At 60.6% G+C, this 22835-nt stretch carries 25 protein-coding genes; 16 read left to right on the plus strand and 9 right to left on the minus strand.

Annotation, left to right across the window (positions count from 1 at the left end):
* Window positions 1–62: 62 nt before the first annotated feature.
* Genes SJY32_RS04205 through puuE form a run of 3 tightly spaced genes read right to left on the minus strand, consistent with a single transcriptional unit; the run spans window position 63 to window position 2840 of the window.
* Window positions 63–551, minus strand: coding sequence for an ureidoglycolate lyase (locus tag SJY32_RS04205; RefSeq protein ID WP_376871958.1), 489 nt, complete (start codon window positions 549–551; stop codon window positions 63–65).
* Window positions 552–591: 40 nt separating this feature from the next.
* Window positions 592–1428 carry a bifunctional allantoicase/(S)-ureidoglycine aminohydrolase gene (locus tag SJY32_RS04210; protein WP_376871961.1) on the minus strand — a complete coding sequence of 279 codons (837 nt, stop codon included), beginning with the start codon at window positions 1426–1428 and terminating at the stop codon, window positions 592–594.
* On the minus strand, window positions 1425–2840 hold the full coding sequence (gene puuE / locus SJY32_RS04215; protein ID WP_376871963.1) for an allantoinase PuuE: 1416 nt from the start codon (window positions 2838–2840) through the stop codon (window positions 1425–1427). Before puuE ends, SJY32_RS04210 begins: the two co-directional genes overlap by 4 nt.
* 530 nt (window positions 2841–3370) lie before the next feature.
* On the opposite strand from puuE, the gene SJY32_RS04220 reads away from it, so the two are divergent.
* The 6 genes from SJY32_RS04220 to SJY32_RS04245 all read left to right on the plus strand — a co-directional run bounded on the left by SJY32_RS04220 (window position 3371) and on the right by SJY32_RS04245 (window position 8302).
* Complete coding sequence (locus SJY32_RS04220; RefSeq protein ID WP_376871965.1) at window positions 3371–4003, plus strand: ATP-dependent Clp protease proteolytic subunit; 633 nt, start codon at window positions 3371–3373, stop codon at window positions 4001–4003.
* A 160-nt stretch (window positions 4004–4163) separates the two neighbouring features.
* Window positions 4164–5432, plus strand: coding sequence for an ATP-dependent Clp protease ATP-binding subunit ClpX (clpX, locus tag SJY32_RS04225; RefSeq protein ID WP_376871968.1), 1269 nt, complete (start codon window positions 4164–4166; stop codon window positions 5430–5432).
* 242 nt (window positions 5433–5674) lie between these two features.
* Window positions 5675–6397 carry an energy-coupling factor ABC transporter ATP-binding protein gene (locus tag SJY32_RS04230; RefSeq protein ID WP_376871971.1) on the plus strand — a complete coding sequence of 241 codons (723 nt, stop codon included), beginning with the start codon at window positions 5675–5677 and terminating at the stop codon, window positions 6395–6397.
* A complete protein-coding gene (locus SJY32_RS04235) occupies window positions 6372–6968 on the plus strand; it encodes an energy-coupling factor transporter transmembrane component T family protein (RefSeq protein ID WP_376871973.1) in 597 nt (198 codons plus the stop codon). The genes SJY32_RS04230 and SJY32_RS04235 overlap by 26 nt, the downstream gene beginning before the upstream one ends.
* A gap of 86 nt (window positions 6969–7054) precedes the next feature.
* Window positions 7055–7597, plus strand: a complete 543-nt coding sequence (locus SJY32_RS04240) for a biotin transporter BioY (RefSeq protein WP_376871976.1) — start codon at window positions 7055–7057, stop codon at window positions 7595–7597.
* Window positions 7598–7618: 21 nt separating this feature from the next.
* On the plus strand, window positions 7619–8302 hold the full coding sequence (locus SJY32_RS04245; protein ID WP_376877573.1) for a nitroreductase: 684 nt from the start codon (window positions 7619–7621) through the stop codon (window positions 8300–8302).
* Here the strand turns inward: SJY32_RS04245 and SJY32_RS04250 are convergent.
* Together SJY32_RS04250 and SJY32_RS04255 are read right to left on the minus strand one after the other, a co-directional pair.
* Window positions 8299–9441: a thiolase family protein gene (locus SJY32_RS04250; RefSeq protein WP_376871978.1), complete on the minus strand. Its 1143-nt coding sequence runs from the start codon at window positions 9439–9441 to the stop codon at window positions 8299–8301. The genes SJY32_RS04245 and SJY32_RS04250 overlap by 4 nt on opposite strands.
* A complete protein-coding gene (locus tag SJY32_RS04255; RefSeq protein ID WP_376871980.1) occupies window positions 9438–10718 on the minus strand; it encodes an AMP-binding protein in 1281 nt (426 codons plus the stop codon). Before SJY32_RS04255 ends, SJY32_RS04250 begins: the two co-directional genes overlap by 4 nt.
* Window positions 10719–10972: 254 nt before the next feature.
* Here SJY32_RS04255 and SJY32_RS04260 point away from each other — a divergent pair, with 254 nt between their 5' ends.
* Genes SJY32_RS04260 through SJY32_RS04270 form a run of 3 tightly spaced genes read left to right on the plus strand, consistent with a single transcriptional unit; the run spans window position 10973 to window position 12176 of the window.
* A complete protein-coding gene (locus SJY32_RS04260; protein ID WP_376871982.1) occupies window positions 10973–11347 on the plus strand; it encodes an NADH:ubiquinone oxidoreductase subunit NDUFA12 in 375 nt (124 codons plus the stop codon).
* Complete coding sequence (locus tag SJY32_RS04265) at window positions 11344–11811, plus strand: outer membrane lipid asymmetry maintenance protein MlaD (protein ID WP_376871984.1); 468 nt, start codon at window positions 11344–11346, stop codon at window positions 11809–11811. Before SJY32_RS04260 ends, SJY32_RS04265 begins: the two co-directional genes overlap by 4 nt.
* Window positions 11811–12176: a DUF2155 domain-containing protein gene (locus SJY32_RS04270; RefSeq protein ID WP_376871986.1), complete on the plus strand. Its 366-nt coding sequence runs from the start codon at window positions 11811–11813 to the stop codon at window positions 12174–12176. The genes SJY32_RS04265 and SJY32_RS04270 overlap by 1 nt, the downstream gene beginning before the upstream one ends.
* 57 nt (window positions 12177–12233) lie before the next feature.
* Here the strand turns inward: SJY32_RS04270 and aat are convergent, their stop codons facing one another.
* From aat to accB, 3 genes are all read right to left on the minus strand, one after another.
* Window positions 12234–12938 (minus strand): leucyl/phenylalanyl-tRNA--protein transferase, encoded by a 705-nt coding sequence (aat, locus tag SJY32_RS04275; RefSeq protein ID WP_376871989.1) that lies wholly within the window; start codon window positions 12936–12938, stop codon window positions 12234–12236.
* 186 nt (window positions 12939–13124) lie between these two features.
* Window positions 13125–14471, minus strand: a complete 1347-nt coding sequence (gene accC / locus SJY32_RS04280) for an acetyl-CoA carboxylase biotin carboxylase subunit (RefSeq protein ID WP_376871991.1) — start codon at window positions 14469–14471, stop codon at window positions 13125–13127.
* Window positions 14472–14478: 7 nt separating this feature from the next.
* Window positions 14479–14958 (minus strand): acetyl-CoA carboxylase biotin carboxyl carrier protein, encoded by a 480-nt coding sequence (gene accB, locus SJY32_RS04285; protein WP_376871993.1) that lies wholly within the window; start codon window positions 14956–14958, stop codon window positions 14479–14481.
* Window positions 14959–15116: 158 nt separating this feature from the next.
* Here accB and SJY32_RS04290 point away from each other — a divergent pair, with 158 nt between their 5' ends.
* The 3 genes from SJY32_RS04290 to preA are packed head-to-tail and all read left to right on the plus strand — an operon-like array spanning window position 15117 to window position 17947.
* Complete coding sequence (locus SJY32_RS04290; RefSeq protein ID WP_376871996.1) at window positions 15117–15317, plus strand: hypothetical protein; 201 nt, start codon at window positions 15117–15119, stop codon at window positions 15315–15317.
* A gap of 23 nt (window positions 15318–15340) precedes the next feature.
* Complete coding sequence (locus SJY32_RS04295; RefSeq protein ID WP_376871998.1) at window positions 15341–16657, plus strand: NAD(P)-dependent oxidoreductase; 1317 nt, start codon at window positions 15341–15343, stop codon at window positions 16655–16657.
* Window positions 16658–16660: 3 nt separating this feature from the next.
* A complete protein-coding gene (gene preA, locus SJY32_RS04300) occupies window positions 16661–17947 on the plus strand; it encodes an NAD-dependent dihydropyrimidine dehydrogenase subunit PreA (RefSeq protein WP_376872001.1) in 1287 nt (428 codons plus the stop codon).
* Between the two features lie 128 nt (window positions 17948–18075).
* Here the strand turns inward: preA and SJY32_RS04305 are convergent, their stop codons facing one another.
* Entirely contained in the window at window positions 18076–18729 is a 654-nt protein-coding gene (locus tag SJY32_RS04305; protein ID WP_376872003.1) for a TetR family transcriptional regulator C-terminal domain-containing protein, read from the minus strand.
* A 273-nt stretch (window positions 18730–19002) separates the two neighbouring features.
* On the opposite strand from SJY32_RS04305, the gene SJY32_RS04310 reads away from it, so the two are divergent.
* From SJY32_RS04310 to SJY32_RS04325, 4 genes are read left to right on the plus strand one after another with little or no spacing between them, the layout of a single operon-like run.
* The gene (locus SJY32_RS04310; RefSeq protein WP_376872005.1) at window positions 19003–20280 is read left to right on the plus strand and encodes a Zn-dependent hydrolase; all 1278 of its coding nucleotides are present in this window, start codon (window positions 19003–19005) and stop codon (window positions 20278–20280) included.
* A complete protein-coding gene (locus SJY32_RS04315; RefSeq protein WP_376872008.1) occupies window positions 20277–20567 on the plus strand; it encodes a hypothetical protein in 291 nt (96 codons plus the stop codon). Before SJY32_RS04310 ends, SJY32_RS04315 begins: the two co-directional genes overlap by 4 nt.
* Window positions 20564–22015, plus strand: a complete 1452-nt coding sequence (gene hydA, locus SJY32_RS04320; protein WP_376872011.1) for a dihydropyrimidinase — start codon at window positions 20564–20566, stop codon at window positions 22013–22015. The genes SJY32_RS04315 and hydA overlap by 4 nt, the downstream gene beginning before the upstream one ends.
* A 13-nt stretch (window positions 22016–22028) precedes the next feature.
* Complete coding sequence (locus SJY32_RS04325) at window positions 22029–22805, plus strand: ABC transporter ATP-binding protein (RefSeq protein WP_376872013.1); 777 nt, start codon at window positions 22029–22031, stop codon at window positions 22803–22805.
* Window positions 22806–22835: the final 30 nt, after the last annotated feature.

A 22835-nucleotide genomic window follows, 5' to 3' on the forward strand; every position in this document is an offset into this window, starting at 1 on the left:
ACCCGTCCGATCACTGATCAGGGCGCGGCTTTAGGGCAGTGGCCTCACTTGGGGCAGTCGCGTCACGGCGCACGCACCATGAGCGGCGCGGGCAGGATGTATTCCTCCAGATTGGCGCCATCGCCGATACGGTCCACCACGGCGAACAGTCCAGTGCCCGACAGCGGCAGCAGCACCCCGTGCCACACGCCCCGCAAGTAGTTCACCCCCTGACCTGGCGCGGTGATGAAGGCGCGCGGATGCGCTGGTTTGCCGTGATCATCCTGCGCCACGATGACCGCGAAAGGGTCTTGTGACATCGGGATGAACGCCTGACTGCCCTCAGGGTGGCGTTCGAGTAAGGTCAAAGCATAGGGCAGGGCGCGGCATTGCGCCTCAAAGATCGAGATGCCCGCCGCGCCGTCGATAAATTCCACCCGCGCGCGGTTATGGAAGCGTGCGCAAAAACCGGCGTTGATGAGTTTGTCAGGCTCGCCGCTGGCGTCGAGCACATCGCCGTAAGGGGCGAAAGCGCTCGCCGTGAGGGGCTCAAGGATCAACTCGTCGGTCATGGGACACCTGTCATTCAAAGGGCGCGGGTGAGGGATGCCATTAGCGCAAGACGCCGCCGAGGTCCGCATGACGGTTGACGTCCTTATAGAGCAGATAGCGGAACGGTTGGGCCCCGCCCGCGTAACACGCCTGCGGGCAATAGGCTCGCAGCCACATGAAATCACCGGCCTCCACCTCGACCCAATCGCGGTTGAGGCGGTAGACGGCCTTCCCCTCCAAGACATAAAGCCCGTGTTCCATGACATGGGTTTCCTCGAACGGGATCAAACCGCCGGGCTGGAAGGTGACGATATTCACGTGCATGTCGTGGCGCATGTCTTGGGGGTCGACAAAGCGCGTCGTGGCCCAGCGGCCTTCGGTGTCGGGCATCGCGGTGGGCGCGATGTCCTGATCGGATGTCACGAAGGCCTCTGGCGTCGCAATGCCTTCGACTTTGACATACCGCTTGCGAATCCAGTGGAACCGCGCGGGCTCTGTGGCGGTTTGTGATGTCGCGACGGTCCAATCGGTTCCGGCGGGGATGTAGGCGTATCCCCCCGACACCAGATCATGGGGCTTGCCGTCAATCGTGAGGTGGAGCGCGCCTTGGGTCACGAAAAGAACGCTTTGCGCATGGGGGTCAAGGTCGGGGGTTTTCGAGCCGCCGCCCGCAGCGACCTCCATAACATATTGCGAAAAAGTCTCGGAAAAGCCGCTCATCGGGCGGGCGATGATCCATGCTTTCGTGGCGTGCCAATGCGGCAATAGCGAGGTCACGATATCGGAAAAGCACCCCTTCGGGATCAGCGCGTAGCTCTCGTTAAAGGTGGCGCGGCCCGTATGAAGCGCGGTTTGCGGGGGCAGGCCGCCTTGCGGGGCGAAATAACGATCGGTCATGGGAGAATGTCTTTCAGTCGCAAAAGGGCGATACGCTCCACCTGCCGGCAGGCTGCATCGAATTCGGCCTCTTTGGTGTTGTTGAGGCGGTGCTCAAACGCGCGCAAGATGCCTGCTTTGTCGTGGTCGCGCACGGCAATGATGAAGGGGTGCCCGAAACGTTTGGTATAGGCGGTGTTCAACGTGGTGAACCGCTCGCGCTCGGCATCCGTGAGCGCATCGAGCCCAGCGGAGGCTTGTTCGTGCGTGCTCTCTGCCGTCAGGCGTTTTGCGGCCGCAAGTTTTCCCGCGAGATCGGGATGCGCGGTGAGAACGCCGAGGCGCTCGGACGGGGAGGCGCTGCGGAACATACGCGCCAACGCGTTATGCAAGCCGATGGCGCTGTCATGCGCGGGGCCCAGTTCAAGATCATAGGCGCGTTCAGCAATCCAGGCGGAGTGTTCAAAGATCGCGCCGAAGCGTGCAACGAACGCGTCGCGGCTGAGGCGGCTCGGGCGTTCGAACCGTTTCGCAGGATGAGTTTTGGCCCAATGCGCGGCGATTTGCGAGCGCGTGGCGAACCAAACCCCCTCATGTTGGCGCGCGTAGGTCAGGAACCGCTTCAGGCCCGCGATTTTTCCTGCGCGCCCGATCAACCGGCAGTGCAGGCCGACGGAAAACATCTTCGGCGCGCCCTCAACGCCCTCGGCGTAAAGCGTGTCGAATGTGTCTTTGAGATAGGTGAAGAATTGCTCGCCCTCAATGTAGCCAGGCGCGGTCGCAAAGCGCATGTCATTGGCCTCTAGCGTGTAGGGGATGACCAGCTGATCGCGCTCCCCTGCCTCAATCCAGTAGGGAAGATCGTCATCGTAACTATCTGCTATCCAATCAAAACCGCCTTCTTCGGCGGTGAGGCGAACGGTATTTTCGGAGCAGCGACCCGTATACCAACCCGTCGGCCGCGTTCCCACGACCTCCGTGTGTAGGCGCACGGCCTCCGCAATTTGGGCGCGTTCCTCGGCCTCTGGCATGTCGCGATGCTCAACCCATTTGAGGCCATGTGAGGCGATTTCCCATCCCGCCTCTTTCATCGCGTGTACATGCTCGGGCGCGCGGGCGAGAGCGGTCGCGACACCGTAAATCGTGACCGGCAAATCAAGCCCGGTAAAGAGGCGGTGGAGACGCCAAAAGCCCGCGCGGGCGCCGTAATCGTAGATCGATTCCATGTTCCAATGACGTTTGCCCTGCCAGGGGGCGGCGCCCGCGATATCGGACAAGAAGGCTTCGGAGGCCGCGTCGCCGTGCAAGATGCAATTCTCGCCGCCCTCCTCGAAATTCAACACCAGCGAAATCGCGACGCGCGCGCCGTTGGGCCATTGCGGATCGGGCGGGGTTGCGCCGTATCCGCGCAAATCGCGGGGGTAACGTGACATGGGAACCTTCCTTTTTTGGGTGATGTGATCGTGAATGCGGCGCGGACGCAAGGGGGTGTTGCGGGCAAACGCGCAGCGGGGAGCCGCGCAAACGCAAGGGAATTTATGGGCGCCCTCGCCAAGCGGCTTTAACGGCGCCCGCGTGGGAATGGCAAACGCGCGCCGTCGCATGGGCGATCTGAGGCGGGGGCGGGGTGGTTGGCGCGTCAGGCAAAATATGCTCGTGCGGCGGGGGAGGGAACGGCTGCGGGCACAATGCCTGCTTTTTAGGCAATGCGGAGTCGGTAGTTGATTCGCGCGCAGTCAGGCAAAGGGGGGCGACTGCACCGTGATTGCGGCGGGGCGAATGCCGTCCTTGCCCGACGCCCCGCGCCAACACCTTGAGAGATCGTGACCGCGAATTAATTGCGCTCAAATAAATTCCGGTTACGTTCTTCTCTTGGGTGCCCTTGCAGTAGGGGGGGCGCGATAATAAAACTCGGGTAAGACTCCGAGGCTAAGAGTGGCAAGACCAAGAGAGGGCAGTGCCGATGAAAGATCCGTTTGAGACATATATGAACACGCTCGTGCCGATGGTCGTCGAACAGACGAGCCGTGGCGAACGTGCCTATGATATCTACTCGCGCTTGCTCAAAGAGCGCATCATCTTCCTGTCGGGCCCTGTGCATGACGGGATGTCGACGCTGATCTGTGCGCAATTGCTGTTCTTGGAGGCGGAGAACCCGTCGAAAGAGATCGCAATGTATATCAACTCGCCGGGCGGTGTTGTGACGTCGGGCCTGTCGATTTATGACACGATGCAATATATCAAGCCTAAAGTCTCGACACTGGTGATCGGGCAGGCGGCTTCGATGGGGTCGTTGCTGTTGCAGGCGGGCGAGAAGGGCATGCGGTTCTCGCTGCCAAATTCCCGCGTCATGGTTCACCAGCCCTCGGGCGGTTACCAAGGTCAGGCGACGGATATCATGATCCACGCGCAAGAGACCCAAAAGCTCAAGCGCCGTCTGAACGAAATCTACGTCAAGCACACCGGCAATGACTACGAGACGGTGGAAGCAGCGTTGGAGCGCGATAACTTCATGTCTGCCGAACAGGCGAAAGACTGGGGCCTCATCGATGAGATCCTTGAGAATCGTGCGGCGGCAGAGCCCGGAGCCAAGTAATCCGGGAACGTAATCGGGATGCCCCGAGGTCACATGCGCCGCAACGGCGGACGGTCTCGGGGCATTTTTGACATTGTGGTGACGGAAGGGCTGGCCTAGGCTCACCCCGACGACAGCATTTATTAGGGCTCGGCGAAGTCGGGCAGTGCAGAGGATACCGATGGCGAACAATTCCGGCTCGGACAGCAAGAACACACTTTACTGCTCGTTCTGCGGCAAGAGTCAGCACGAGGTGCGCAAGCTCATCGCGGGGCCAACCGTATTCATCTGTGATGAATGCGTTGAGCTGTGCATGGATATTATCCGCGAAGAGACCAAATCCTCGGGGCTGAAATCCACCGACGGCGTGCCGACACCGCGCGATATTTGCAAGGTTCTGGATGATTATGTCATCGGTCAGGAACATGCCAAGCGCGTGCTCTCCGTGGCGGTGCATAACCACTACAAGCGCCTGAATCACGGCACAAAAACAGATATCGAATTGGCGAAATCCAACATCTTGCTGATCGGCCCGACGGGTTGCGGCAAGACGCTATTGGCGCAAACGCTGGCGCGGATCTTGGATGTTCCGTTCACGATGGCCGATGCGACGACGCTGACCGAGGCGGGCTACGTGGGGGAGGATGTCGAGAACATCATCCTGAAACTGTTGCAGGCCTCCGAATATAACGTTGAACGCGCGCAGCGTGGCATCGTCTATATCGACGAAGTTGATAAGATTACGCGCAAATCGGACAACCCATCGATCACCCGCGATGTGTCGGGCGAGGGCGTGCAGCAGGCGCTCTTGAAGATCATGGAAGGCACCGTGGCGAGCGTTCCTCCGCAAGGTGGTCGCAAGCATCCGCAGCAGGAATTCCTGCAAGTGGATACCACGAACATTCTCTTTATCTGCGGCGGCGCGTTTGCCGGTCTCGACCGGATCATCGCGCAGCGTGGTAAAGGGTCGGCCATGGGCTTTGGCGCAGAGGTCAAAGACCCTGATGCGCGCGGCGTGGGTGAATTGTTCATGGAACTGGAGCCGGAAGATCTGTTGAAGTTCGGCCTCATCCCCGAGTTCGTCGGCCGTTTGCCAGTCCTCGCGACGTTGACGGATCTGGACGAGGACGCCCTTGTCACCATCTTGACAGGGCCCAAGAACGCGCTCGTGAAGCAGTATCAGCGTCTCTTTGATATTGAGGGGGTCAAGTTGACCTTTACCGAAGACGCGCTCACGGCGATTGCGAAGCGGGCGATCGCGCGCAAAACCGGCGCACGTGGCCTTCGGTCGATCATGGAAGACATCTTGCTCGATACGATGTTCGAACTTCCAGGGCTTGAGTTGGTCGAGGAGGTTGTTGTGAACGACGAGGCGGTCGATAAGGCATCGGGAGCGAAGCCTTTGTTGATCCATGCGGATGCGAAAAAAGAGCCGAAAACGGCGGGTTGATCGCGTCCAAGACGTTTTTAAAAGGCGGGTCGTTTGGCCCGCCTTTTTTATGCGCAGTCGAAGCAGTGGGGCGAGGCGATGGCCATTTCAGTTTGCGAGATTGCGCACCATGGCTTAACCGTGCAACCACGGCTGGCGCTTTGTAGCCTGCGTCATTTGTGATCGCGTTGGGGTGCATCGATTGCGGGCTGGCGACAAACGGGACACCAATCACGAACTAACCTGAGGACGAAGACGATCAGATGATACCGCAACTGCGCGTTAAGGATGTGAGCCTCACGATTGACGGCAAGCCTATTCTCACGAACATCGCGTTTGACGCGGATGAGCGTCGCGTTGGCATTGTCGGGCGAAACGGGTCTGGCAAAACGACCCTTGCGCGTGTGATTGCAGGGCTTATCGCTCCGACGTCGGGTGGCGTATATATCGGTGGCGCGAATATGGCATCGGACCGGAAGGCGGCTTTGACGTCGGTTGGGATTTTGTTTCAGAACCCCGATCATCAAATTATCTTCCCGACGGTCGAAGAAGAAATCGCCTTTGGCCTCACGCAGCTTGGGCAGAGCAAGGCGGAGGTTGCACAGACCGTTGACGCGATCTTAGCGCGGTTTGATCGCAGCGCGTGGCAAAAAACGGGCATTCACCGACTCTCGCAAGGTCAAAAGCAACTCGTGTGTTTGATGTCGATTCTGGCGATGAAGCCATCAGTGATTATTCTTGATGAGCCGTTTTCGGGCTTGGATATTCCGCTTAAAATGCGGCTGTCGCGCTATCTCGCGGAGATTGAAGCGCAGGTGATTCATATCACCCACGATCCGGCGGCGCTTGATGGGTATGATCGGGTGCTTTGGGTTGAGGGCGGCCGGATCTGCCGCGACGGCGCGGCGATCCCTGTTCTTGAGGAGTTCACTGGGGCGATGGTGGCGATAGGAGAGACCGATGATCTCGCTGACCTCCCCGATTGAAACACGGGCGCATCGCTGGCCTGCGGGCGTAAAATTGGCGGCTCTGTGCGTGGCGACAATGGGTTTGTTCGCGATGCAAAGCGTGATCGGCCATGCGGTTAGCCTCGCGCTTTGCATGATCTTATTCGCCATTCCGGGGCGCGTGTTCTTCATGGCGGGGCTGCGCGGGCTTCGGGTGCTCACGATGTTTGTCGTCATTATTTTCGTCTGGCACGGGCTGGCGGGGACATGGGCGGCGGGGGCGGTCATTGTGTTGCGCCTGATGACGGCGGTTGGCCTTGCGACACTGGTCACGATGACAACACGGTTAACCGATCTGGTCGCGGTTGTGACTTGGGCCCTAACACCCTTGCGGCGGCTGGGTCTTTCGACCCGTGCAGTGGAGATTTCAATCGCGCTGGTGATCCGGTTCACGCCGGTTCTGGCGATGAAGGGGGCGCAACTGGTGTCGGCTTGGCGGGCGCGATCGCCGCGACGTCCTTCGCCGAGGATCTTGATGCCTATGGTGATTCTGGCCATAGATGACGCCGAATATGTCGCGGAGGCGCTTCGGGCGCGCGGCGGGGTATAGACGACAAGCGTGGAGGAGAGCGTTCGCCACAGGCCGGCGCAGCCATGTTAACCTGTAACTGACTTAACAATTAAAGGGGCTTCCTTTTGGAACGTAATCTTTCCCTCGTCGCGCTGTTCGCGGCGCTTATCGCGGCTTTCGGTCTGATTCCGAAGCTCGATTTGTCGTTCGGCGTGCCGATCACGGCTCAAAATCTTGGGATCATGCTCTGCGGTACGGTGCTGGGCGCGAAGCGTGGCGCGTTGGCCGTGCTGTTGTTCTTGACGCTGGTTGCGATCGGTTTGCCGCTTTTGTCGGGCGGGCGTGGCGGTTTGGGTGTCTTTGCATCGCCTTCGATCGGATATCTGATTGCCTGGCCGATTTCGGCATATGTGTCGGGCCTCGTGGTTGAAACGTGGCGCGGGGGGTCTCTCGGCGTGGTCGCCTTCATTGCGGCCTGTGCCGGGGCGGCGGTCGTGACGGTTCTGGGTGTGATCGGCATGTCGATCATGCTGGAGAAAACGATCTGGGAAGCGACCATGCTGGGCGCGGCCTTCATTCCGGGCGATCTGTTGAAGGCGGCTGTTGCGGGCGCGATTACGGCTGCGCTGTATAAAGCGCGTCCTGCCAGCGTGCTCTCGCGCGGGTAAGGGCGTCGGCGTTTGGCCCCCGTGCAAACATCTTTGGTGGAGGAGCGGTTGCAGCAGCGCCGCTCCACACGCGGATATCTGCCTGATGCCGTGCCGCAATCGGATGTGGCACGGATCCTGATCGCCGCACGCCGCGCGCCAAGCGGTGCAAACTTGCAACCGGGAAAGTTTCATGTGCTCGCGGGTGCCCCGCTGCGGGATCTGTCGCGGCGACTGATCGCGGCGAGCGCGGAGGAGCGCGCGCAGGTCAGTGAGTATAGTTACTTTCCGCAACCGATGTCGCCCGCGTTGAAGGCAAAGCAACGGGCGGCGGGGTTCGCGCTTTACGACGCACTGGGCGTGTCGAAGCGCGATCTGGCCGGCCGGCGTGCGCAGTTCGATCGCAATTACGCATTTTTCGATGCGCCAGTGGGCATTATCGTCACGATTGCGCGCGACATGGGGCATGGCTGTTTTATGGATTTGGGCATGTCGTTGATGGCGTTGCAACTGGCGGCCGACGATCTGGGCTATGGCACCTGTGGGATTGGGGCCTTGGCAAATTACGGTGATTTGATCGCGGAGCACCTCGCTTTGTGCGCGGGCGAGATGGTGGTTTGCGGGCTGGCGTTAGGACGGCCCGATCCGAACTCTGCGGTGAACACAGTCCGAACGGAGCGCGACACCTTGGCCGATTTCGCCAGTTTTAAAGGGTTTGAAGGCTAGCGGCCCAACAAGATCGCGGTGCCGATGCCGCCCGCCGCCGCGATCGCTGCGACGCCTGTTGCGCGCGGTCGGTGGTGTAACGCCGAAAACAACCGCACAGCATTGATCGCACCAGAGGCCCCAATAGGGTGGCCGCGTGCCAAAGCTCCTCCGCCCAGATTTGTGATCAACGGGTCAAGTCCCGCACCGCGCACGCAAGCAATGGCCTGAACCGCGTAGGCTTCCATAATTTCGGCCACGTCCAGATCCATCGCGCGCAAACCGGAGGCGGCGAGTGTCGCGTTGATGGCGGCGATCGGCGTAAGGCCGGGCATGCCGGGGTCGCCGCCCAGTGTCGCCCCGCCGAGATAGGTGACGCCTTCGCGCGCGGCGGGATGTGTGCCTGCGACCATCAACACAAACGCCGCCCCGTCTGCGGCAACGGCGGTATTGGCCGCGCTGACGGAGGCGGATGGTCCGAATTCGGGGCACAAAAGCGGTGCGCGTAGGGCGATGCGCGGGGTCAGCGCGCGTGCGAAAGGATCATGCGCGAGGCCGTTTATCGGCGTTATTTCTGCGCGCATGAGCTCCGCCGCCGCGCGTGCCTTTGCGTGGCTGGCGATCGCCCAATCGTCCTGATCGTGTTTCGAGATGTCATGCGCAAGAGTTTGCGCGGCGTGATGCATCTCTGGGTCGGCGTGGGGCCAAGGGGCGAAAGGGGGGCGCTCATAGGGCTGATAGCTTGTGCGCCCATCGGGCATGTCAGTGCGGCGCGCGCGGTTCGGGCGTCGCGAATAGCTTTCCGCGCCGCCCGCGATCACCACCTGCGCCATATTCGACGCGATCAGCGCAGCCCCGAGCCGGATCGCGTCGAGCCCGCCCGCACATTGGCGATCAAGGGTCAGCCCGGCGATCCGCTCGGGCAAGCCCGCCGCGAGCGCCGCGACGCGCGCCGGGTTTCCGCCCGCGCCGAGTGCGTTGCTCAGGATCAGCTCGTCGATCTCAGCCGCGTCAATATGGGCCCCGCCTGTGGCCCGACCTTGCGCGATCAGATCACGGATCACCGGCGCCGCGATTTCATGCGCCTCTAACCCATCGAACGCGCCGTGACGTGGCACGATTGCGCTGCGCTTGGCGGCGATGATGCGAACCTCTCTCACGGTTGGCACTCGCGCGAGACTGAAGCAGGGGTCTCTTGCGCGACGATCTGCGCGAGGCGGACGAGATCAGGCTTGCCGGCGCCAAGGCAGGGGAAATCCGGCAGGGCGATAAGGCGTTTGGGCGCGATCAGGGGCCCGAACGCCACCCGCGCTTGGGCCAACCATGCATCCGCCAAGGCGGGGTCTGGCGCGCCGTCGACGACGGCGACCAGGTGGGACCCCCGCAGGCCATCTGACACGGGAAGGACCGCGCAATGGGTGATATGCGGGAGGGCAAGGAAGAACCGCTCGATGTCTTCGGGAAAGACATTTTGATCTGCGATCAGGACCATCCGATTTTTCCGCCCTGACAGATACAGATTGCCCTGTGGATCGCGCCAACCCATTTCTCCGACACTCAAATACCCGTCACGCCAGCGCGTCAGCGGGCTCTCCCCAGAGGCGTAGCCCTCAAACAGATAGGGGCTTTTCACCCAAATCTCGCCGGTCTCGCCCTCCACGGCGTCGATCTTTATGTCCACAGCCCCGTAGGCGCGGCCGACTGACCCGCGAGGCGTTTGCGGGCGCGACAGTGTGATGAAGCTTGTCTCGGAGGCGCCGTAGAATTCATGAAGCTGCGCATCGGGGAGGGCGCGATGGATTTCCGCGCGCAGTGGCTCATCCAGAACCCCTCCGCCACACAGGATATGCCGCACCCCTCGCGGCGGTGGCGCCTCGGCACGAAGCAACAGTCTAAGCTGTGTCGGTGTCGCGTAAATGAGGGTCACGCCCGCCTCCGAGATTATCCGCATCTGTCGGGCGGGGCGATGATCGGCAAGCAGATGGACATCTGCGCCGATATGAAGGGCTTCCAACAAGGCGTAAAGGCCGAGGGAATTCTCCAGCCTGCCAAGAACGGCGTAGCGATCGGTCGGGGTGAGGACGAAAATCTCTCGGTTGATGTTAAAGCTCGCGATCCATGAGGCGTGGCTACGGCGGATGGTTTTTGCCGCGCCGCTCGATCCGCTGGTCATGCAGTGCAAGGTGGGCGCGGGGGCGGGAAAACACTCCACCCCCTGCGGGGATACCCTGATTTGGGCGGTGTCCTGCAGACCGGCATGCAGCGCGCGGAGTGTTTGCGCCACTGTCCGGCCGGGGTCGCCTGACGCCGCGACGGGCGAAGATGCGAGATCCACCTTCTGTGCGCCGATATGGACCTGCGACTTTATGTGCCACCGAAAGGCGGCCTCGCGGCTCATGGGGTGGTTCGGCGCGGGAGTGGCAAGAGGCAGGGGCATGAAAGGCTCCGGTCGGGCGGTATCGGGCGGCATTGCGCGCCTCAGGCTTACGCAGCAATGGCGGGGCGTGTCAAAATGCTTCTTGCGCAAACTGCGTTTGCGGCGAAGGGCACGTCGCCGGATCAGGCGGGGTCTCGGGGACGAGAAAAACCTCTGCGCCCACCGCAATTTGAACTATTGCGCGGCAACGTCCCCCTAGACCTTGCAGAGCCAAACGCTATAAGGGGGCAAACGCCCCTGCGGAAGGATAGACGATGAAATCCCTGCTTCGCCTCGTGACATGGTGGAACGGCCAGACGCTCGCAACCCAGTTTTGGACCGCGCGTAAAGGCATCAAGGTCGGTGAAGACGATCAAGGAAACGTCTATTACCACACGCGCGACGATAAGCGCCGCTGGGTGATCTACAACGGTGAGGCAGAAGCGTCGCGGATTGCGCCGGATTGGCATGGCTGGTTGCATCGCACTTGGAATGAGACGCCCGTCGCAAAGCCGCTGGTGCACAAGGCATGGGAACAGCCGCATCAGGAAAACCTGACCGGCACCGCCGCCGCTTACGTGCCTGCGGGGTCTTTGAACCGCGCAACCCCTGTCGCGCGCAGCGACTATGATGCGTGGAAGCCGGAATGAGCGAAAATCGTGCAGAAATCCTGACCGGTGCCTTGGTTCTTGCGATTGCGGTCGGCTTCTTGGGCTGGTCGATGCAAGGGCGCGGCGCAGGATCGGGCGGCAGCTATGAGCTGAAAGCCTCGTTCCGTTCCGTCGAGGGCGTCACCGTTGGTACGGATGTCCGCTTGGCGGGCGTTAAAGTCGGCACGGTGACATCGCTTGGCCTCAACCCGCAAACCTATTTCGCGGATGCTACGATCTCGGTGCGTGAAGGTGTGGTCTTGCCTGCCGACAGCGCTGCTTTGGTGTCATCCGAGGGCTTGTTGGGCGGGAATTTCATCGAATTGCAACCGGGTGGCTCGCTGGAAAACTACGCGGCGGGCGACGAGATTGAGGACACACAAGGATCGGTGTCTGTGATTTCGATGATGATGAAATTCGTCGATGGCGGCGGATCGTCCGAGACCGATAGCGCGGCGCAGTGATGCGGATCGGGACGCTCGGCCTTGTTCTGCCTTTGGTTGTCGGTTTTGCCACAGGGGGTTTTGCCGCAGCAGTGAGCGCGAACGGCGCGCATCTGCGGGCGCTCGATAAAATTTCGGGCGTGGCGTATGATATTGATCTGAAACGCGGCGAGACAGTTGCGTTCAAACAGCTCACGATCAGTTTGCACGATTGCCGCTATCCGTCGGAAGATCCCACCTCCAACGCCTATGCCAGCCTAACAATCCAAGACGACGTGCAGCGGCTTCGCCTGTTTGACGGGTGGATGATTGCGGATAGTCCGGCGCTGTCGGCTTTGGATCATCACCGCTACGATGTCTGGGTTGTGCGCTGCGATACGCCCTGACGGGGTAAACTTCGTCCCGAATATGAGCCGCGCCGCAGGGATGCCGCGCGGCTTTTCTTATGGCTGCGCGGGCTCGGTGGCCCAACGCGTCAGATCAAGGATCAATGCATCGGGCGTCGGGGTGAGGGGGGCGGTGAAGGCGGCGTTGCGTTTGATCGCGACAGCCAGTTGCGCGCGGTAAGCGCCGCGCGGGATCTCCACGCCGCCAAGGCTCGCCAGATGCGGCGTCAGAAACTGCGTGTCGCAAAGGCTGAAACCGGCCGCGTTCAGGCGGTGGATCAGATAGGCGAGGGCGATTTTCGAAGTGTTGCGGGCGGTCGAAAACATGCTCTCGCCAAAAAACGCGCCGCCCAAAGTGACACCGAACAAACCGCCCACCATCCTTGGCTCGGCGGATGCGCCCTCCTTGCGCCAAACTTCCACCGAATGCGCAAAGCCAGCCATGTGCAAGGCGTTGTAGAGTGTATCGAGACCCGCGTTGATCCAAGTCTCGTCGCGCGCAGCGCAGGCCTGCACGCAGGCGCTAAAATTGCCGTTGATCCGCACAGTATAATCATTGCGGCGGATCGCCTTGCGCAGCGAGGACGACAGATGCAGACCTCTGAGCGGAATGACCCCGCGCAGCCGCGGCTCAAACCAATGCAGCTCGGTGTCGTCACGCGATTCCGCCATGGGAAAGACGCCTTGCGCATAGCCTGACAGCAAGAGCTGTGGCGTGATTTCCGGCGGGTTGTGATCCGATGTGCTTTGGGTTGGGGGCAAGGTGGTGCCTCACGCTTGGATTTGCCGTGACCATGCCGCAAAGCGCCGACGGGTGCAATTCGTCCCGCGTTGCTCTGTTCTGCGGGGGAGGCGGCGCACCAGAAGATGATCGTTAAACCACGCCCCCGCCGCATAGCAAAACCGCGCGAATTGCTCCGCGCGGTTCCAAATTTCGGTTGGGTTTGATCAGCCGTAGGTCTTTTTCAACCATTTTTCCAACCAGTGGATCGAGTAATCCCCCGATTGCACGTCCGGATCGTTCAGCAGCTGATCGAACAGCGGCACAGTGGTATCCACACCGTCCACGATCAATTCGCCCAGCGCACGCTTCAGCCGCGCGAGCGCCTCAGGCCGGTTGCGCCCGTGGACAATGAGCTTGCCGATCAAGCTGTCGTAATAAGGCGGGATCGAATACCCGTCATAAAGCGCGCTATCCATCCGTACACCCAAACCGCCAGGCGCATGATATTGCGTGATTTTACCGGGGCAGGGCGCGAAGTTCGGCAGACGCTCCGCATTGATCCGCACTTCAATCGCCGCACCGTTGATCTTCAGGTCTTCCTGACGGAATTCCATCTCCTCGCCGGCTGCAACGCGGATCTGTTCGCGCACAAGATCGACGCCGTAGATCGCTTCCGTCACCGGATGCTCAACCTGTAGGCGGGTGTTCATCTCGATGAAGAAGAATTCGCCATCCTCATAGAGGAATTCGATTGTGCCCGCCCCGATATAGTTGATCGCGGCCACGGCGTCGGCGCATGTCTTGCCGATCCGGTCACGCTCTTCTTGCGTGATGCAAGGGCCGGGCGCTTCCTCGAACACTTTCTGGTGGCGGCGCTGCAATGAGCAATCGCGCTCGCCCAAATGCACCGCGCGGCCTTTGCCGTCGCCAAACACCTGAATTTCGATGTGGCGCGGGCGCTGGAGGTATTTCTCGATGTAGACTTCGTCATTGCCGAAGTTCGATTTGCCTTCCGAGCGCGCCGTGCGGAACGCCACTTCGAGATCCTCGTCCGATGTCGCGACCTTCATACCACGCCCACCGCCGCCAGCGGTTGCTTTGATGATAATCGGATAGCCGATCTCTTGGGCAACCTTTTTGGCCGTCTCATAGTCCGGCACGCCGCCATCCGATCCGGGCACGCATGGCACGCCAAGGGCCTTCATCGTGTCTTTCGCGGTGATCTTGTCGCCCATAATCCGGATCGTCTCGGCTGTGGGGCCGATGAAAGCGATATCGTGATCGGCCAAAGTCTGGCTGAAGGCGGCATTCTCCGACAAGAAGCCGTAGCCCGGGTGCACAGCCTCCGCGCCCGTGATCTCGCAGGCGGCGATAATGCGTTGGATCGACAGATAGCTCTCCGCCGACGCGTTCGGCCCGATGCAGACCGATTCGTCGGCCATGCGCACGTGCATCGCATCGGAATCCGCCGTGGAGTGAACCGCCACAGAGGCGATCCCCATCTCGCGGCAGGCGCGAATGACGCGCAAAGCGATCTCGCCGCGATTGGCGATCAGGATCTTTTTAAACATGCGCGCCTCACTCGATGATCATCAAGGGCGTGCCGAATTCGACAGGCGTGCCATCCTCAACGAGGATCCGCTTCACCGTGCCCGATTTCGGCGCGGGGATGTGGTTCATGGTTTTCATCGCCTCGATGATCAAGACGGTCTGGCCTTCTTTGACCTGTGCGCCAACGGTTGCGAACGGTGTCGCGCCCGGCTCGGCCGCAAGATATGCGGTGCCGACCATCGGTGAGGGCACGGCGCCCGGAAGGTTGGAGGGATCGTCAGAGACGACCGCGACAGGTGCGCCTGCCACCGGGGCGGCGACTGCGGCGGGTGCCGCGGCGACGGGGGCGGCTTGCACCACGGTCGATTGCTTTGCGACCCGCACTTCAAGGCTGTCGTCTTCGCCGTATTCACGCACCACCGAGATCTCGGTCAGTTCGTTTTTATTCAGAAGTTCGGCCAGCGCCTGAATGAAGGCCACGTCGTTTTCATGGGAATGTTTGGTCATGCCGTCCTCAAGGATCCTATCGCTTACCCAGCTGTGGTGACATCGGGCGCGTCTCATTTGTGGGGCGCTTTATACGGCAAGCGGGCTTGAGAGGAAAGCCGCGAGTTTTAGGGACATTACTGTATACAGTGCTGATATTATTGCATTCATTGGCCGCGATGAGCGGCGCGAAGCGCCTCGTAAGAGCGCATGGCAACGACGGCATGCGCGCGCGCTTTGTCACGATCCGCCTGCTTTTTAGGCATCCACCCGCTTTTTGCCGCGCATTTCGCGTCGCCGCGTTATTTTTTGCCGCTTTCAAAATTTTACCACTTGATAAAATTTCAGGCGGTGCAACGCTGATCCCAACAAAAATATAAATCAGCCAGGGAGACCCAGCCAGATGCCAGATCAATTGGCCTCCAATACCCCGTTGACGGGCGGAATCGTCCCGTCGCGGTTATCCGCGCAGGAGATTGCGGAGAATTTTTCCGATATCGCGCCATGCCTGTCGGATCACGAGGCGCTTGTCGCCTCGGATCGGTGCTACTTCTGTCATGATGCGCCTTGCATGACCGCCTGTCCGACGTCGATTGATGTCCCGCTCTTCATCCGTCAAATCGCCACGGGCACTCCCGAGGCCGCGGCCAAGACGATCTTGTCGCAAAACATCCTTGGCGGGATGTGCGCGCGGGTTTGTCCGACGGAGAACCTGTGCGAGGGAGCTTGCGTGCGCGAGATGTCCGAGGGCAAGCCCGTCGAGATCGGGGCGCTGCAACGCTATGCGACCGACCGGATGATGGATAAACCCCAACCCTTCACCCGCGCCACGCCAACCGGTAAGACGGTCGCGGTCGTGGGGGCGGGGCCCGCGGGCCTATCTTGTGCCCATCGCTTGGCGATGAAGGGCCATGATGTGACGCTGTTTGATGCGCGCCCCAAATCGGGCGGGCTGAATGAATATGGCATCGCGGCCTATAAAGCGCCGGATGATTTCGCGCAAAAAGAGGTCGATTGGTTGCTGACGATTGGCGGCATCACGGTGCAATCGGGGTGGACGCTGGGCGCCTCGGGCACGCTTGCGGACCTGGAGGACGCGCATGACGCGGTCTTCCTCGGGCTCGGCTTGGGCGGCGTCAACGCCCTCTCCTTAGAGGGGGCAGAGTTTGCGACGCCCGCAACCGAGTTTATCGAGGCGCTGCGGCAGGCCGATCTCGCGATGTTCCCGATTGGCCGCAAGGTCGTGGTGATTGGCGGCGGGATGACGGCGGTCGATGCGGCTGTGCAGGCCAAGTTGCTCGGCGCGGAGACATCAACAATCGTTTACCGCCGTGGCCGCGAGGATATGCCGGCGAGCCATGTCGAGCAGGAGCACGCGCTGGCGAATGGTGTGCGGATTATTACCCATGCAACGCCTAAAGCGCTGAAGGGCAACGGGGCTTTGCACGCGGTGGAATTCTCGCGCACCGATGTGGCGGGCGAGACCTTCACCTTGAAGGCGGATCAGTGCTTTACCGCCATCGGGCAGACGCTGATTGCGCCTGACGGGATCACGCTCAACGGGCGCAAGATTGCTATTTCTGGCGCGGGGCGCACGAACCGTGCCGGTGTTTGGGCGGGCGGCGATTGTGCGGCGGGGGGCGACGATCTCACCGTGACCGCTGTTGCCGAGGGCCGCGACGCCGCAGATGACATTCACAACACTTTGATGGGGGGCTAAGTCATGGCTGACCTGCGTTCGAATTTTATCGGGATCAAATCCCCAAATCCGTTCTGGCTCGCCTCCGCGCCACCGACCGACAAGGAAGTCAACGTCCGCCGCGCGTTCGAGGCGGGCTGGGGCGGTGTTGTGTGGAAGACATTGGGTTCGGAAGGCCCGCCCGTGGTCAACGTATCCGGCCCGCGCTACGGCGCGATCTTTGGCGCGGACCGTCGCCTGCTTGGCTTGAATAACCTCGAACTGATCACGGATCGCCCGTTGGAGGTCAACCTTCAGGAGATTAAATCGGTCAAGCGCGATTACCCGGATCGGGCGATGATCGTGTCGCTGATGGTGCCTTGCGAGGAAGAAAGCTGGAAGGCGATCCTCAAACGCGTTGAGGAAACCGACGCGGACGGGGTCGAGCTGAACTTCGGCTGTCCGCATGGGATGGCCGAGCGCGGCATGGGGGCCGCCGTAGGGCAGGTGCCGGAATATATCGAAATGGTCACGCGTTGGGTCAAACAACACTCGCGCATGCCCTGTATCGTTAAACTCACGCCCAACATCACGGATATTCGTGCCCCTGCCGAGGCGGCCAAACGCGGCGGGGCGGATGCGGTGTCGTTGATCAATACGATCAATTCGATCACCTCGGTGGATCTTGATTTGTTTGCGCCCGAGCCGACGATCGACGGCAAGGGGACGCATGGCGGCTATTGCGGTCCGGCGGTGAAGCCGATTGCGCTCAACATGGTGGCTGAGATCGCGCGCTCGCAAAACACGCGCGGCCTGCCGATCTCCGGTATCGGTGGCGTCACCACGTGGCGCGATGCGGCCGAGTTCATGGCGCTTGGCGCGGGCAATGTCCAGGTTTGTACCGCCGCGATGACCTACGGGTTTAAAGTGGTTGAGGAAATGATCTCGGGCCTGTCCGATTACATGGATCAAAAAGGCTTCACATCCACACAAGAGCTCGTTGGCCGTGCGGTGCCCAATGTAACCGATTGGCAGTATCTGAACCTCAACTACACGACAAAGGCTGTGATCAACCAAGATGATTGCATCAAATGCGGGCGTTGCTATGCCGCGTGTGAGGACACGTCGCATCAGGCGATTGATATGAGTGCGGACCGCGTGTTCACCGTCAAGGATGAGGAATGCGTCGCGTGCAACCTGTGCGTCAATGTCTGCCCGGTCGATTGCATCTCGATGGAAGAAATGGCGTTGGGCGAGATTGATCCGCGCAAGGGCGAGCCGGTCGGCGCCTATGCGAATTGGACGACGCATCCCAACAATCCGGGAAGCTGATGCCTCGTTCGCGCCCCGAACGGACGGCGGATGCCTCCGGCGGGGATATTTAGAGCAACCGGAATATTGAACTGGCGCCGCTCCGAAAGGGGCGGCGTTTGTGTTAGTGTGTGTTTAACGAAAGTGCCTCAAGGGCGCAGCATTCGGGCGTAGAAAGTCTCGATGAAATTCTCCGCCTCTTGAAACGGATCATGCTCAGGGCCCAGAACGGCGCGCACTTGAACATCGAAATCCGCGTAATGCTGGGTCATCGCCCAGATCGAGAATAGCAAATGGTGCGGATCGCTTTCCTTCAGTTTGCCCGCCGACATCCAATCCGCGATAACGCGCGCCTTCTCATCGACAAGCGGTTTGAGCGTCGCATCTAGCCCGTCCATCATGCGCGGTGCGCCTTGCAAGATTTCGTTCGCAAACAGGCGGCTCTCGCGCGGCATCTCGCGGCTCATATCAAGCTTGCGGCGAACGTAAGTCATGATCTCGGCATAGGGATCGCCTTGCGGGTCCATCTCGCGCAGCGGATCAAGCCAGATATCCATCAGACCGCTCAGCAGTTCGGTATGGATCGCCTCCTTCGAGGGGAAATAATACAGCAAGTTCGGTTTCGAGAGACCCGCGCCCTCGGCGATCTGATCAAGCGTTGCGCCCCGAAATCCCTGCGCGGAGAAGACTTCCAGCGCGGCGTCAAGAATTGCGCTGCGGTTGCGCTGCTGGATTTTGCTGCGCTTGGGGGCTGGCGATTTGCGGGTCGCTTTGCGGGGCTGATCGGGCAGAGAGTCGGGCATGAGGGGGTTCTTTATCCGGCTGTTCGGGCAGTCTATGAAAGGATGACCATTGGCCAGTTGCAACTTTTCCTTAGGGCAAGCCGTGCTTCTGTGCAATCAAGCTTGGTGCCCACTCTCTTGTCGCACAATATTTACGCGCAAAGCCGGAATTCCCGACAGGTTTTAGCGTAAAATGAAGCTTTCAAAGGCAGATGCCCAAATTTTGGTTGATTGAAGGGCTTGGCACATGCCTCCTGTTCTTGACCAATTAGTCAGAAAATGAAGGACGCTCCTATGACAACCGGCCCATCAAGATCCGGCGCATTGACCCTCGGGGATAACACTCGCATCGATTCCGCACGTCTGTGGGACAGTTTGATGGCGATGGCCCAGATCGGGCCGGGGATCGCGGGGGGCAATAATCGTCAGACCTTGACTGACGAGGATGCGCAGGGCCGTGCGTTGTTCCAGTCATGGTGCGAGGCGGCGGGTTTGTCGATGGGCGTTGATGAGGTCGGCAATATGTTCATGACGCGCGCGGGTGAGGACCCCGATGCGCTGCCGGTTTATGTGGGGAGCCACCTCGATACACAGCCCACGGGCGGCAAGTATGATGGGGTACTTGGTGTCTTGGCGGGCTTGGAGGTGGCGCGCCGGATGAATGATCTGGGGATCAAGACGAAGCATCCCGTCGTCATCACCAACTGGACGAATGAGGAGGGGGCGCGATTTGCGCCTGCCATGCTTGCATCGGGCGTCTTCGCCGGTGAGCTGAGCCTTGATTACGCCTATGCGCGCAAGGATATGGAAGGCAAGAGCTTTGGCGACGAGCTTGCCCGTATCGGATGGAGGGGCACCGAGAAGGTCGGCGCGCGCAAGATGCATGCCTATTACGAATTGCATATCGAGCAAGGGCCAATTCTGGAGGCGGAGGAATGCGACATCGGGGTGGTGACGCATTGCCAAGGCCTCTGGTGGCTGGAATTTACGCTGACGGGGAAGGAGGCGCATACCGGCTCCACTCCGATGAAGATGCGCACCAATGCAGGTCTCGCGATGGCACGGATTTTGGAGATGGTGCAAGAGGTGGCGATGGATGCGCAACCAGATGCCGTCGGCGGCGTCGGGCAGATGCAATTTTCGCCCAACTCGCGCAATGTCTTGCCCGGCAAGGTGGTGTTCACGGTTGATATCCGCTCCCCTGATCTGGAGAAACTGACCAAGATGCGCAGCCAAATCGAGGCGCGCGGGGCCGAAATTTGCGCCGAACTTGGTGTGGGATGCACGATTGAGCCGGTGGGGCATTTCGATCCCGTCACCTTCACGCCCGAGTTGGTCACCGCGGTGCGGGGGGCGGCGCAGAAGCTTGGTTACAAATACCGCGATCTGGTTTCCGGGGCGGGGCACGATGCGTGCTGGGCGGCGAAGGTTGCGCCCACGACGATGGTTATGTGCCCTTGCGTCGGGGGCTTGAGCCATAACGAGGCCGAGGAGATCAGCCCCGATTGGGCGGCTGCGGGCACGGATGTTTTGTTCCATGCTGTGCTCGAGACTGCGCAGGTCGTGGAATGAGCGCGCATACCCATGATTTTGTTGGCTGTATTTGCAGCCATTGCGCCCGTGATGGCGCGTTGATCGCGCAGATCATCCGGCATCACGACGGGTTTTGGGAATTCGCTTGTGATGCGGAAGAACATGACGAGGATGATTTTATCGGCCTGTGCGCCGCATGCGATGGCGCGGCACTCAAGGCGCATAAAGCGGGGCTTCAGTTGAAGGCCGGCGAATGGGCCAGTCGCGAGGATATTAGCCAGCCGTGGGAGATTTTCCTGCTGCCAGCGGAGGGAGAAGAAGAATGAGCACCGTCATCAAGAACGGAACGATCGTGACCGCCGATCTCACCTATAAGGCGGATGTGCTGATCGAAGACGGCAAAATCGCCGCGATCGGTCAGGGCCTTGTGGGGAACAAGACGCTGGATGCGACGGGGTGTTACATCATGCCCGGCGGGATCGATCCGCATACACATTTGGAAATGCCGTTCATGGGCACCTATTCGGCCGATGATTTCGAATCCGGCACCCGCGCGGCACTGGCCGGCGGCACGACGATGGTCATCGATTTCGCGCTGCCCAGCCCCGGCCAAGGGCTGATGGATGCGCTGAAAATGTGGGACAATAAATCGACCCGCGCGAATTGCGATTATTCGTTCCACATGGCGGTGACGTGGTGGGGCGAGCAGGTGTTTGACGAGATGGCGCAAGTCGTCGATCGCGGCATCAATTCGTTCAAGCACTTCATGGCCTATAAGGGCGCGTTGATGGTGAATGATGACGAGCTGTTCGCGTCCTTCTCGCGCTGTGCCGATCTGGGCGCTGTGCCGATGGTTCATGCCGAAAACGGCGATCTGGTTGCGGAGATGTCGGCGAAATTGCTGCGCGAGGGCAATACCGGCCCCGAGGCCCACGCCTATTCGCGGCCCTCGCAGGTGGAAGGCGAGGCGACCAACCGCGCGATCATGATTGCCGATATGGCGGGGGTGCCGCTCTATGTTGTGCACACATCCTGCGAGGAGAGCCACGAGGCGATCCGCCGCGCAAAACAGGCGGGAAAACGCGTTTGGGGCGAGCCGTTGATCCAGCATTTGACGTTGGACGAATCCGAGTATTTCAACGCCGATTGGGATCATGCGGCGCGCCGCGTGATGAGCCCGCCGTTCCGCAACAAAGCGCATCAAGATAGCCTCTGGGCGGGGCTCGCGTCGGGCACATTGTCTTGCGTGGCTACGGATCACTGTGCGTTTACCACCGACCAGAAACGATACGGGGTTGGGGATTTCACCAAGATCCCGAATGGAACAGGCGGGTTGGAAGACCGGATGCCGATGCTGTGGAGCTACGGCGTGAACACGGGCCGCATCACGATGAACGAGTTTGTCGCGGTGACCTCGACCAATATCGCGAAGATTATGAATATGTATCCGCAAAAAGGCGCGGTGCTCGTGGGATCGGATGCGGATTTGGTCGTGTGGGATCCGCAAGCATCAAAAACGATCAAGGCCAGCACCCAGCAATCCGCGATTGATTACAACGTCTTTGAGGGCAAAGAGGTCACCGGCCTGCCGCGCTATACCCTCACACGCGGGCAGGTCGCGGTGCGGGAAGGGATTATCGAGACGGTCGAGGGCCACGGCGCATTCGTCCCTCGCGCAGCAGGGGCGCCGGTCGGGCGTGCGCTGTCGACGTGGAAGGCGCTGTCCAACCCGCAACCCGTTGAACGAGCTGGCATTCCAGTCACCGGCGTTTGATGGGGACATTTTGATGGCAATTATTCAAGCGAAGGGTCTGGATCTGACGTTCCAGACCAATGACGGGCCGGTACATGCGCTCAAGGGCGTCGATCTGGATATTAAAAAGGGCGAGTTTGTTTCGTTCATCGGGCCTTCGGGATGTGGCAAAACAACGTTCTTGCGGTGCATCGCCGCGCTGGAGACGCCCACGGGCGGCTCATTGACGGTGCGCGGGATTAGCCCTGAGGAGGCTCGCAAAGCGCGGTCCTACGGCTATGTGTTCCAGCAGGCGGGGCTTTATCCTTGGCGCACGATTGCGGGGAATATCAAACTCCCTCTCGAGATCATGGGAATGCCCAAGGACGAACAGGACAAGCGCGTCGCGCGGGTTCTCGAGCTTGTCGAGCTGTCGGGCTTTGCCAAGAAGTTCCCGTGGCAGCTTTCGGGCGGGATGCAGCAGCGTGCCTCCATCGCCCGCGCCTTGTCGTTCGACGCGGAGATCCTGTTGATGGATGAGCCGTTTGGCGCGCTCGACGAGATCGTGCGTGACCACCTCAACGAGGAGCTTTTGCGGCTTTGGGCGGCGACCAATAAGACGATTGGCTTTGTGACCCATTCGATCCCTGAGGCGGTGTATCTGAGCACCAAGATCGTGGTGATGTCGCCGCGTCCAGGCCGGATCACAGATGTGATCGAGAGCACCCTACCGCGTGAGCGTCCGTTGGATATTCGGGAAACGCCCGAATTCCTCGCGATTGCACACCGTGTGCGCGAGGGGCTTCGTGCGGGGCATGCCTATGATGAATGACACGCGGTTGGAAGTCGAACAGCGGGCGGG

Source organism: Albirhodobacter sp. R86504 (genome assembly GCF_042466415.1).
Classification (GTDB): domain Bacteria; phylum Pseudomonadota; class Alphaproteobacteria; order Rhodobacterales; family Rhodobacteraceae; genus Albirhodobacter.